Below are 12,824 nucleotides of genomic sequence, written 5' to 3'. Positions count from 1 at the left end.
ATATGGATTTACTCCTGCTCTCTTATGAAAACACTCATTGAACTGTTTATAAAAATCAAGCTGTTGCTGTTTTTAGCCTTCCCAGCCTTTTTTCCATTCCCTGTCATTGCGCAGGAAACAGGGCAAACATCGGTTCTTATCCATGCGGCGCGCGTTTTCGACGGCGATAGCATCAGAACGAATACATCGGTATTAGTGACCGATGGGCTTGTCACTCAAGTCGGCACTCGCGAAGCTTTCAAGTCCAGTACTGCTAAAGTCATCGATTTGGGCGATGCGACTCTGCTGCCCGGTTTTATTGAATTACACGCTCATCTTGGCTATCAACATATTCCGGCTGATATTGTTTTAAAACACGGCATCACCACCATCCGGGATGTGGGCGGGCCGTTGCATAAGCCCTACGGCGGCGACGGCAGTTTGCGGGTACTCACGTCCGGGCCGATTATTACCGCGCCTGACGGTTATCCGATTCCAGGCATGGGGGCTGAAAATATCGCCATCGCGGTGAACACCGAACAACAGGCGCGGGAAACCGTCCGCAGCCTTATTGACGGCGGCGCGGTTGTGATTAAGGTCGCGTTGGAACCCGGTGGCGAAGCCGGCGCGCCTTGGGCCTTTGGACATCATCATCCGGCTGATGCCGGGCATGAAAATCCCCAGCGCAAGGCTGTCCGTATAAGCAAGACCTGGCCGCTATTGTCGGAAGATATTGTCCGGGCGATAGTCGATGAAGCCCATAAACAGGGTCGAAAAGTAACGGCGCATATCGGCGAGGCAAAAGGCGCAAGGATCGCTATTGACGCAGGCATTGATGAATGGGCGCACGTGCCCTGTGACATTATCCCCGATGCACTGCTGAAAAAAGCGGTGGCGCAAAACGTAACAATAGTCACTACGCTGGATACCTTGTCGAAATGTCCGGGTGTTGTTCGCAATGCCCGAGTCCTGGCGGCACTGGGTGGGGAATTTTTATACGGGGCCGAAATTGCGCATCCGGATATTCCCTGGGGCATAGATGCGCAGGAGCTTATCACTATGATGCATCTCGCAAATTGGCGGGTTATTGAGGTCTTGCGTAGCGCAACATCAAAATCAGGCCACTATGTAAATATACCGTTGTTAGGTACCTTACAAGCCGGAGCGCCGGCCGATATGATTGCCGTGAAAGGCGACCCTACTCAAGCGCTAAAACTACTGGAATATCCCGATCTGGTGATGTCGGGCGGAAAAATTGTTTTAAACAATTTCGATCATTAAGGCATAGGGGCGTCTTGCAGGCGGGTAATCCAGGCTTGTTTAGCATGCGGGTCAACGTGAAAGGCCAGATTTCCCGACTTATGCAATAAGCCTTCTTCGCCCGATGCGTTAGGGTTGAGCTGGCGCTTTTCAATAAAATCCGCCATGCGGCGCACGTTATAAATCAATAATCCCCGATAATGATTTTGAGCGGGATAAATTTGATAACCGACATTACTCTCTTTAAATGCGGGATTGCGCTTTAGCCATTGTTCGATGTTATCGGCATCATCATCGGCCAGTTGCTTTAAAACGGACTGGGAATGCTGGTTGATAATGACTTTAAAATAGTCAGTTAAGCTATTGGATAATTGATTGCGTTGCAACGCGCGAACATCCTCATCGGTTAAATCAAAGCTCTCGGCGACTAAATAATGCTTGTTGCGTTCGCCATCATTGGCAAATAACGCTATTTTTTCTAGGGCTGCGTGTTGTAACGCGGTAAGAAAAGAATCGGGCGCGCGTATGTGTTTATCGACGGTGACTACCCACGGCAGCGCCCGGCCGGTTTGTTCAAAGCGTTGTTTGACGCTGCTGACCACGGCAGAACGCGGCAATTCATCTTCACGTCCTTCGGGTTTTACCAAAAAGGCATCGACTGCGGTAACTTGCGTTTGAAATCCTGCGGCTTTGAATTGCTCGACGATAGCGGCATAGCGCGGTTTGTAAGGAATGCCGGTGCCATCGTAAAGAATGTTGAAGCCGTGTGCTTTGGCGTGTTCCGCGACTAAACTACGCAGGCGATTGGCAAACGGTTCGACATAAACATAATCGTCGCTGTGATGGCTGGCGGCAGTCAATATTTGGTATAAGTCACTGATTTTGCGGAATTCATCCAATGAGGTGATCACAAAATTATCGCCGCATTGCGCCGCTGCAATTTCTTCTACTGCGGTTTTTCCTGATCCGGCACCGCCCATGGACATGAATAACTTGGGTTGGGGATCGGGCGTTTTACCGGCAAAAATCGCTTGTTTCGCCTGCTCCAGTTTTTCGACGATGATGATCAAGCGCTCATAGGCAATCTCCACCGCCCGCGCTAAGCGTTCATCACCATCGGCGGCAACTATCATTTTGTCTTTTAAGCTGTGCTGGCTCACCAGATCAAAAATACTGGCGTTATTACCGATACAGCGGCGCAATAATTCCATCAGTTCGGTGTGCGCGGGTGAGCGCAAGCCGGTCAACAAGTTAATATCCAGACAAAATAAGGGGGCAGCACCGTCTGCCTTGATAGTGATACCGTCAATATCGTGTTTGTCCGGTGCGCGCAAGGCTTCGGTGTTAGGTAAATAACCGATCACATTATCCGCCACACTGCGCGGATAATCCGCTAAATGCCGGCCGGCAAAGAATAGTTCTCTTTGGATGCTGGCGAATGGCACCAAACCGCCATTAACGGAAACCAGACATTCAATGCCATCGGCGGTATTTTGCGATAAAAACGGAATACCAAAAATAAATTTTTTATTTTCAGGCCATTGACCGTAACCATTGGCTATATTGTTTAGGCTTTGGGTGCGGGTGGGATCAAGCGCATGCTGGAAAGCCAAGGTAACTGCATCGTGCTGGCTTTGGGTCTGATGGAGCGCGATGGCGTCAGTTGACTCCAGGCGTCTAAAATCGATACCTTGCTCGTAGACGCTTTTAAAGGCGGGCAAATTGCCCAATGCGATCATGAAAAAATCCAGGGTCAAACGATTGCCGTAGGAAAACGGACGAACACTGCGCATTTGTTGATAAAACTGTGCCAAACGTTCGGCGATATTTTCGGTGCGCATGACAAAACCATTGTTGTCGAAAATGGCGCTGTCGACATTATTGTCATCATTCAATACCAAGCATTCGATAGCTTCGCGAAAGGCTTTGCGTTGGCTTGCATCGGGCATTACGCCCGGCCGATGATTAACGGTAGCCTGTTCTTTCCAATCGTGAAACATTTCACGGTGAATACGGGAAAATAATTCCGTCATATAAGTGACGCGTTTAGCTTGGTCATGTGAAACCGTTTCTTCGACTTCTTTTTTCAGCAAGGATAACAATTTAATCCCTTGGGCGATGGCCAACACGGTACGTAATTTTTTTAATTGCGCATAGCTGGAAAGGTGATGGATTGTTTTATCGCTCATGGCGTTACCTGTGGCAAAATATTTCGGCATACTAAAAACCTTAAAAAAGCCCTATAGAGGGCTTTTTAATAAACCGATTATGTCGCCAAAGCACTGCTTGGGCAAGGTGTGAGGCCAAGACTTTATGGGCGGTGCTAGTGCATGCCCAAGGGGAGCGCGCCGTCCGTGGCGCGATTTGGAGTTTATTTGATCAGAAAATCCCGCATCATGCCCATATCCTCGTGTTCCAGATTGTGGCAGTGGTACATGAACAGGCCTTTAAAATCGTTAAACGGTTTTAAGATCGTGACTTTCTCGCCAGGCATCACCAGAACCGTATCTTGCCAACCGTTTTGTATCAATCCTGAGGCAACCGAGGCGTAACTATCACCCGAACGAGGGTTCACTTCCCGTTTGACGATCTGAAACTGTTCGCCATGTAAATGCATCGGATGCGGCATGTTCATCATGCCGTGCATACCGCCGCCGTCAAAACCATTATCGAATTCGATTAATTGCAGGCTGTTAACCGGGATCATCTCATCCGGTTGAATATCATCCATTTTATAAGAACGGCCATTCAGCAGGGCAGACATGTGCTGCATGGATAAGGCGATGGTTTTAGGATTGTCGGCATTGGCAGCATCTTTGATGCGTAACGCGGTAATAGGGGTTAGAACCTTGGGTAAGGTGTGGTTGCCCTGCTCCTTTTTGGCGACCCGGATTTTTAAGATCGGGTAGTCGGAACCTGAGGGCAAGGTACTGACTGACATCATTCCTCCCCCCCTCATTCCACCACCCATGCCGCCGCCCATCATACCTCGTCCGCGACCGCCCATCATGCCACCACCCATCATACCCATGCCGCCATGCGCGGCAACATCAAACTGGAGGCTGTGCAAGGTTAGCTCGGAGCCTATCGCCCGTTCGCTAAAGTCCATCCATAATTCCAGTCTTTGTCCCGGAGCCAGCATCACATAAGCATGTTGCTCGGGGCGTTCCAGCAAGCCGCCGTCAACGCCTATGACGGTGAGTGGGGTGCCGTCATCCCAGGCGAGTTTATAAATACGGGAATTAGAGCCGTTTAACAACCGGAGTCGATAAGCGCGTGTTGCCACCGGCAACATGAAATCAGGCCGACCATTAACCAGGATCTGCTCGCCTAGAAAGCCCTGCATACGCTGCATCATGTGAGCCGAATAAACCAGTTGGTTTTGACCGTCAAAACTGCGATCCTGAATCACCAGTGCCACATCCTGGTCGCCATTCGGTAAATTCAGTGATTGTTCCTGATCATCGCTGACGATAAACAGGCCCGCCAGACCGGAGTAAACCTGTCTGGCAGTGACGCTGTGCGTATGGGCGTGATACCAATAGGTGCCTGCCCGGTTTACTATCTCGAATTCATAGATATAGGTTTCGCCATGATTGACCGCATACATGGGATTGCCATCCATGTTGGCCGGTACATGCAGGCCGTGCCAATGCAAAATCGATTGTGCGGGTAAATTGTTATTCAGAATCAGCCTGAGCTTTTGGCTTGTTTTTAAGCGCAGGGTAGGGGCCAGGTAAGTACCTTCATTATTATCAAGCACGTCGGCAGCGCCTTTGATGACCTTGCCGGTGACCTTCCAGACGTGGGTTTTATTACCGCTTAAAATAGGTGCATCGGCCGTGTTCATGGTCAACTCAATTTCAACGTCGGGAAGAAAATCGGCAGACGGCGAGTTGATTCTGACAAAGCCGTTAGTTGCCTTTGCCCAACTCGGGTAAGCGGCGGCTCCGGCGATACCGATAGCGGCATATTTTAATAGTTTGCGGCGTTGCAAATCAGTCGTTGTTTTCATCTGGGCTTACCTCGATTCAGGGGATATTAGCATATTTTAATATACTACTTTTCACCATACATTGCGCAATGTATGGTAAGTGGCGCTGCCCGGCTTTCTAGTCCGTTGATTAGCCAATGCTGCTGGTGTAAGGAAGTCCCATGGAGGGGGAAATCTTTTCATTAAATCGTAAACAGGCCGCTGGTTAAATAGGTGTAAATACTTAACAGCGACTTCCAAGGTATCTTCGATGCTCTTTTTCAGGTGTATTATCGGATCACTTGATCAGCGTAAATTTAGATACCCAATCCACTATCTTTAAAATCTCAATCTGGTATCTTTGTTGCTTTTTCGGCTTTTTTCAATCCAGTCAAGGTATGCGTTATTAAATAACATATACCTTTGCGCAACGGCGAGACCGGCCGATCGCTCCTTATATCTACAATTTATTATGTGTTCAAGCAAGAGACTCAATTGACGGAATTAGAGAAATTTTTTAGCAATGACGGCGGCTTATCAGCGGTAATCCCAGGCTATCAGCCACGGGCGGCCCAGCTTGAAATGGCCGAGGCGATTGCTCATGCTATCCGCTTAAACCAATATTTAATTGCCGAAGCCGGAACCGGAACCGGCAAGACTTTTGCCTATTTAGTTCCCGCTATTTTATCCGGCAAAAAAGTCATTATTTCGACAGGCACTAAAAATCTTCAGGATCAGCTGTTTAACAAGGATTTGCCGATTATCCGCAAAGCCATCAAAACACCGTTTATTGCGGCGTTGTTAAAAGGTCGCAGCAATTATCTGTGTACCTATCGGCTGAAAAGCGCGTTAACCTCTACGCTGGGTTTTAGCAAGGAGGATGCCGTGGCCCTAGCGAGAATCCAATCCTGGTCGAAACGCACCAAAACCGGCGACACCTCGGAAATGTCCGAGGTATCGGAGACTAACCCGGTCTGGTATCAGGCGACTTCGTCAATCGATAATTGCCTGGGGCAGGATTGCCCGGATTATGCCGACTGTTTTCTGGTCAAGGCTAGAAAGAAAGCCCAGGAGTGCGAGATTCTGGTAGTGAATCATCATTTGCTGTGTGCAGACTGGTCGATACGCGACAACGGTTTCGGCGAGTTATTGCCCAATGCCGAGGTGGTGATTATCGACGAGGCGCATCAACTGGCCGATACCGCGTCCAATTTTTTAGGGATTAGTATCAGCGCCAAACAGTTGAATGACTTGGCGGAAGATGCGTTGATGGAATATTTTAAAGATGCAACCGATATACCCGCCTTGCGTACCGCCTGTGAAGACCTGGAACATGAAGTTAAAGATTTGCGGCTGGCGTTCGGCATCGAGTTTAAACGCGGCGATTGGCAGGACATCGAAAACAATCCGAAAATAGCGGCAAACTTGACTGCGGTTAAAGACCAGTTACAGCGCTTGGCCGATCAACTGGAGCTGGCCTCGGTTAAAACCAAAGGCCTGGACTCGTGCTTTAAGCGTGCTGAAGAACTGGTGCAACAGCTCAAGATTATTCTCGAAGATAACAGCGGTAAATGGATACGCTGGTATGAAACCTATAAAAACACCTTTACCTTGAGCCGGACGCCGCTGGATATAGCCGCAGAATTCCGCTCCTTTATGCAGCAACATCAGGCGGCGTGGATTTTTACCTCGGCGACCTTAAGTGTGGCCAATAAGTTCGATCATTTCGCCAATAATCTGGGGCTTAGCAACGCGACCAGCGAAAGTTGGGGCAGTCCTTTCGATTTCTCCCATCAATCGCTGTTTTATCATCCGAAAGGCTTGCCGCAGCCCAATGACCCCGAGTTTATCCCGACCATCGTCGAGTTTGCGGTGCCAGTGTTACAGGCCAGCAAGGGCAGGGCATTTTTCCTGTTTACCAGTCATCGCGCGCTGAAACAGGCGGCTGAATTGCTGGAGAAAAAAATCGATTTTCCGCTGCTGATTCAAGGCAGTCGCCCCAAAGCTTTGTTGCTGGAGCAGTTTAAGGCAGCGGGGAATGCCGTGTTGCTGGGTACATCGAGTTTTTGGGAAGGCGTGGATGTCAGGGGCGATGCCTTATCCTGCGTCATTATCGACAAACTGCCTTTCGCGTCGCCCGGCGATCCGGTGTTAAAAGCGCGATTGGATGCGATGACCAAACAGGGGCGGAACTCTTTTTTCGAATACCAGTTGCCCACCGCCGTCATTGCGTTAAGGCAGGGCATAGGCCGCTTGATCCGCGACGTAACCGACCGGGGCGTATTGATGGTGTGCGATCCCAGGTTGTTAAAAAAATCCTACGGGCAGATATTTTTAGACAGCGTACCCGACATGAAGCGCACCCGCGACATAGAAGAGGTACGGGCATTTTTTCAGGACGAGTCGGTAGAAGAATAGAGCACGATGGTGGCAGATTTGGATGATAAACGCGGATAAAAATAGAGCTTCTTCATTAGAAATGTACCTGTCTTGTTACCGTGCAGCTTTCCCAGTAGGGCGTGCCGTGCGCGCCTCTTGGGAGCTATGGCGCGCACGGCGCGCCCTCCGTATCAGTATCTTTGAATCCTCATAAAGTTAGCTTCCGCTAAATTAATTATCACAGAGATCGAACAATGAAATTATTGGCAGTAGAAACATCGACCGAAGCCTGCTCGGCAGCGCTGTTTATTGACGGCGAAGTGCAAGAGCGCTTTGAGCTGGCGCCCAAGGTACATACCCAACTGATTTTGCCGATGATAGACTCATTAATGGCCGAGGCTGGCTTAAGGCCGCAACAGTTGGATGCGCTGGCGTTCAGTCGCGGCCCCGGCTCGTTTACCGGCGTACGTATCGCCACCGGCGTGATTCAGGGCATCGCTTTAGGTGCCGATTTGCCGGTAGTCCCGGTGTCCACCTTGGCGGCTATAGCCCAGGATCTTTTTGATCACAGTCAAGAGAATGCCGCCTTTGTTGCGATGGATGCACGGATGGGCGAGATTTTCTGGGGCGTTTACCAACGCGATGCACTAGGCTATGCCGAACTGATCGGCGATGAAGCCGTGACGCCGGCTAATGCGGTTGCTTTTCCCGAGCTGACAGGCGTAGGTATCGGTTCAGGCTGGGGCGTTTATCATCAGGAATTGATGGTTCGCTTGGCAGGGTTCGTCAATGACTATAAAGCCGATAGACTGCCCAGAGCCGGTGCGATTGCCCGTTTAGGCGCGCGAGGTTTCGAGTTGGGCATGGCCGTCGCCGTCGAGCAGGCCATGCCGGTTTATTTGCGGGATAAGGTCGCAAAAAAAGAATCTGAGCGGTAATGGAGATACGCCAAAGCAAGTCATCGAAGGTGCGCACTGCGTACCCTTTTCCTAGTCAAGCCATGAGGGATGCCGATGATGAACTGGCTGAGCAAATAGTGCATTTGCCAGTAAAAGCAAAAGCCGGAAAAAAGCGGCACCCGCTATCGCAAAGAAAGACGCTAGTAAAACCAGAATGTTTAAAATTTTCATGATGAGTCACCCAACATTTGTTTGATTTGAGTGTGATATTCTTCCTATTAAATAAGTAAAAACAAGCAATTTAATTATCAATTAAATGAGAGCCGGTTTCGGTTTTCAGGCGCTTTAAATAACCCGTAGCTAGTCCACAACAAGTTGTTTTTTTGCGAGTTTATCCGCTGGGTACTTACGACTGAGATTATGTCTAAATAAACGAATATGTGAATTTGGATTGTTTGGTATTTTTGCGTAAAAACAACAAAATAATTGGTGGTTATTCAGCCGTAAATCGATATTTTTAATGTAGCAGGGTGCTGAAAATAACCGCAATGATTGCCGGATTTTTGGCTACCAACTCGGCCGGGACAATCCTTTAAAATTTGATAGCCCTGCTGTTATATCAATAGATATTTTTCCTGAATAGTCGCTACGGTTATGTAGTCGATTGAAGCGATAGCAAGAACCTGTGCTGCCTACATGGATGTAGGCAAGGGGCGTGAGCAGGAGCAGTTTACGTTGCCCTCAGTATTTTGATCAAGCCGGTTGCAAGCGGGCGCAGTTACCGTTTGCGCACCGACGCAAGAATCAGCTCTTGATTCAATACGATCAGCATTTTTCCGGACGTATTGCTTTCAGGGATGTTAACCAACGATTTTACGTAGCCGCCGTCACCGCGCAATAATTCATTAACCGGCTGAACTTGCGATGTCTCAAAGCTCGGAATGGCATCGAGTCCGTCAACCAACAGGCCAATCGGGCCTGCTTGGGTGCGGACAACAATGATTGCTCCGGCGGTTTTTTCCGGTTGATCGAAATCAACGGCCTTGTTGGTCAGAATCCTGCCGTCAATCACGATAATCGGGATTTTTTCGTTGATGCCGTCGGGGCTGTTATCGCAATACATGACGCTGCCGACGATATAGGATTTTACGCCGGGCAGGCTGTTGATCAGGGTAACGTCCATGGCTTCCAACACATCGGCGGCAACAAATGCGTAGACTTCCGAGCCTATATAAAACGTTGCCAGATCGACGACATCGCCGGTTAGCGGCTCTTGCGGATAAGCGATGGCTACGCGTTGTTCGGAACCGGTAGTCTCGGCTTTCTCGCCGATTGGGATAAACACGAAGGCAGCCACGTCATTATGATAGTCCCCTGTGGTTTTAAACTCGCGATACCCACGCGACGAGTAACAGCCGACGGCATAGTACTTTTTGTTATAGAGCACGATTTTGGATTTTCCTGTGCCTTCTTGCAACTCAAAAAATTCAGGGTCTATCCAGAGAACTTCGCCATTTTGGTAATTGGAAGCTTCGGTTGTTGCAATGATGCGGCCGCTGGGCCGTTCTACAAACAGGCCGAAAGCGCCGGGTTTGTCGGGCAGGCAGTCCTCAAGCATGTGCTTAAATTCGGGCGTAGAGTCAAAAACGATGCCGATACCGCCGACTACTTTGTTGATGTCATCAATATGACGGATGGCGGCATTGTAAACGTAGGTTGGATTGCTTCCATACAGCCAGGATTCTTCAAAGGGCGAGACCCGGTATTCCTGCGGCGAGCGCAAGGAAAAAGTCTCCTGCGCGTACGAGGCGTGCACCTGCTTGCCGACGGTATCCATTGGATCGTTATGCAGATTGGACTCGGCGACGATAGTGCCTTTGATGTCATAGATAAAAAGGCGGGTGTAGACGGTATAAAGCTTGTTGATGTAGAGCAGAATATCGGTGATTTTCGCTTTATCGTCGGAGCTTAGGCGGCCTTCGGAGAGAATGCGCCGGATTTCCGAAGTCAGCGCCCACCACCGGCAATCATTGCTGCGCTCGTACAGGTTGCGATCCATAATATCAATCATCAGCCGCGCGATGGATTCGGCATTACGCAGTTCGGAGGTAATCATCGTGATATGCAGCTTGCTGCTGGAATCGGCAAGCGCCTGCGCCGTGCGCGCACCCATCGACCGCAGTTGTTTTAGAATTGCCTTCAGCGATAACAGGTTGCCATGCTCGTTAGTCGCCATGACCTGACCATTCCAGATCACGCGGTGCAGGAACAGGTTGATGTTTTCGGCGGCGTCGGCAATGAGGCTCGACAGCTCGGTAGACAGCGAGTCGCCATGGCGCAGGATTTCGGCATTGATCTCCTTGTCGGACGCGGAAAAACCGAATGCCGACTGCAATGGAATCATCGCGTGTCCGTACCATTCTTGTCCGGCATAACCCTGGTAGGGACGGCCTTGGTGCGTTACCGACAGATATTCGCGTCCGGCAAAATCGAGCATGCCGTAGGCATTTCCTTCAGGAACGGCTTCAATGACGCGGCCGATCGGTACATGGTCGTAGTCGCTGGTGGCAATGACGACCGAGCCGGCATTCAGCAGTAACATGACGGCTTTGTCGCCTTTCTTTTGCAGGCTGCGGAATATGCCTTCCATTTCGTTATCAAAACGAAACGATAAACACAAAACGCCGATCACCGAATCATCGACCGGATCGACGATGCGTTTCGAATAAATAAGGGCCCGGTCTATGCCCGGGCGCAGATTGGTTTTGCCAAAAGTTTCGACATAATCCTCTATTGAGTGCAAGGTCTGGCGGATAATCGGGTCGGAAATGCTTTGAGCGACGGTCGGCGTGTTGCGGTCAAGTCTGGTTAGTATGCGGCTGTCGGTATCCAGAATGATAATATCGTCGTAGACGGTATATTTTAAGCCGTATTCGTCAAGCAGTTGGTTAAGCGAATTTATATCGGTTCTTTCGCTGTTGACGGAGGCCAGCACAAAATTGCAGATATCGGCGTTGGTCGCCAGAAAGCCGATGTCTGCGGTGCGCTCATACAGGTTGCGTACCAGAATATCTATCGACACTTGCGCTTTGGATTCGAGTTCAAGACAGGTTTTTTTGATTTCTTCGGACACCAGTTGGCTGGTCAGTTTGCTTTCAAGATCGGCAAAACCTTTTTTTGTCGCTTCCATCGCCGGCAGTATGGTGGCGGCTTCGGTGGGACAGCTGATTTCTGCAATGGCGGAAACCAGTCCCCAGGTTCCATTCAAATCGCGGAGAATTTCCTTACATTGGGCAACGCTACGAATATAGGGGGAGAAGGTTTCAAAACGTTCAGCTTCTGACAGCATGTGATTTATCCTTAGGTTGTGCGTTAAAAATGAAACAAGTCATTCATGATAAAAGGCAAGATGTACGATCTTTTAAGCAATATTTACGCCATATTCTCTATTTTTGTATACAGATAAGGGTTAAGACCCTGTTGATAAAGCCGTTATCTTGATTGGCGCACCAAAATAGGGCGCAAAAGTAGAGTTAGTGACTCATATTGTGCGCTGTCCAGCGAGTAAACAGAGGGCATGCCTTGATTGGTTGCTAGAATGCGCTAACATGGCTGGAAATTGAAAGATGGGGATAAAGATGGAGGCGCACAATAAAAACTAACAATAACCAATTCGAACACTTCGCCGAACTGCGTCGTAAAGCCGAAGCGATGATGGAAGAGGAAGCGGTCGAGTCGCCTGATGACATGCGACGCATGCTTCACGAACTGCGCGTGCATCAGATTGAGCTAGAGATGCAGAACGAGGAATTGCGTCTGATGCAAATGAAACCGAAACCGTTTATTACCAGGGCTTAATTGGGACTAAGTGTGTCAATCACCCTGAATGCGGGGATGTCATCCTTATTTCATCTTTTCATGGCAGTTGTTTAATGATTCATTAAATCCGGATCGGTAACCGGGAGTCACTTTAGCATTAACAGCAACGGCAGCTTTTGTTGGGTGCTGTTGCTGTTAATGGTCGTATTTACCAAAAAGCATCGCAAAGCCCCGTCGTTTAGGGCATGGGTATCTACACAAGTTTTCCTGAATTATGCGTTCCCACGCTCCCACACCCCTTGTTCATGCGTCAACTTAATGGTGGTGACACTCTTGCGTGAAAGTGAGCGAATAACTTGTGTAGATAGCTATGCGTCTAGCTGGAGGAACTCCCTTGCTTTAGCTAGGGGAGGATGTCATCGCAATGATGACGGAAATCAGCGGCACCAATAAACAAACACGAACCACAGCGAGCACCCATAAAAGCCCAGCCGCAATGAAGCAGAAACCACACC

At 49.4% G+C, this 12,824-nt stretch carries 7 protein-coding genes; 4 read left to right on the top strand and 3 right to left on the bottom strand.

Annotated features, from left to right (window positions below; translation table 11 throughout):
• Nucleotides 1–24: 24 nt before the first annotated feature.
• On the top strand, nucleotides 25–1,260 hold the full coding sequence (locus tag ABXJ76_RS10735; protein WP_432740477.1) for an amidohydrolase family protein: 1,236 nt from the start codon (nucleotides 25–27) through the stop codon (nucleotides 1,258–1,260).
• Here the strand turns inward: ABXJ76_RS10735 and ABXJ76_RS10730 are convergent.
• Both ABXJ76_RS10730 and ABXJ76_RS10725 read right to left on the bottom strand, forming a co-directional pair.
• Complete coding sequence (locus ABXJ76_RS10730) at nucleotides 1,257–3,428, bottom strand: zeta toxin family protein (protein ID WP_432740476.1); 2,172 nt, start codon at nucleotides 3,426–3,428, stop codon at nucleotides 1,257–1,259. The two genes, ABXJ76_RS10735 and ABXJ76_RS10730, sit on opposite strands and share 4 nt — an antisense overlap.
• A gap of 182 nt (nucleotides 3,429–3,610) precedes the next feature.
• Complete coding sequence (locus tag ABXJ76_RS10725) at nucleotides 3,611–5,254, bottom strand: multicopper oxidase family protein (protein WP_432740475.1); 1,644 nt, start codon at nucleotides 5,252–5,254, stop codon at nucleotides 3,611–3,613.
• Between the two features lie 453 nt (nucleotides 5,255–5,707).
• Here ABXJ76_RS10725 and ABXJ76_RS10720 point away from each other — a divergent pair, with 453 nt between their 5' ends.
• Nucleotides 5,708–7,630 (top strand): ATP-dependent DNA helicase, encoded by a 1,923-nt coding sequence (locus ABXJ76_RS10720; protein WP_432740474.1) that lies wholly within the window; start codon nucleotides 5,708–5,710, stop codon nucleotides 7,628–7,630.
• Nucleotides 7,631–7,845: 215 nt separating this feature from the next.
• On the top strand, nucleotides 7,846–8,529 hold the full coding sequence (tsaB, locus tag ABXJ76_RS10715; protein WP_432740473.1) for a tRNA (adenosine(37)-N6)-threonylcarbamoyltransferase complex dimerization subunit type 1 TsaB: 684 nt from the start codon (nucleotides 7,846–7,848) through the stop codon (nucleotides 8,527–8,529).
• Between the two features lie 739 nt (nucleotides 8,530–9,268).
• Here tsaB and ABXJ76_RS10710 read toward each other — a convergent pair.
• The gene (locus ABXJ76_RS10710; RefSeq protein WP_432740472.1) at nucleotides 9,269–11,839 is read right to left on the bottom strand and encodes a chemotaxis protein CheW; all 2,571 of its coding nucleotides are present in this window, start codon (nucleotides 11,837–11,839) and stop codon (nucleotides 9,269–9,271) included.
• Nucleotides 11,840–12,201: 362 nt separating this feature from the next.
• Here ABXJ76_RS10710 and ABXJ76_RS10705 point away from each other — a divergent pair, with 362 nt between their 5' ends.
• Nucleotides 12,202–12,348 carry a hypothetical protein gene (locus tag ABXJ76_RS10705; RefSeq protein ID WP_432740470.1) on the top strand — a complete coding sequence of 49 codons (147 nt, stop codon included), beginning with the start codon at nucleotides 12,202–12,204 and terminating at the stop codon, nucleotides 12,346–12,348.
• The last annotated feature ends 476 nt before the right edge of the window (nucleotides 12,349–12,824 follow it).

Source organism: Methylobacter arcticus (genome assembly GCF_050917435.1).
In the GTDB taxonomy this organism is placed as follows: Bacteria; Pseudomonadota; Gammaproteobacteria; order Methylococcales; family Methylomonadaceae; genus Methylobacter_A; species Methylobacter_A titanis.
The sequence above is the reverse complement of the archived record's forward strand: the minus strand, read 5'-3'. Positions and strand labels throughout refer to the sequence as shown.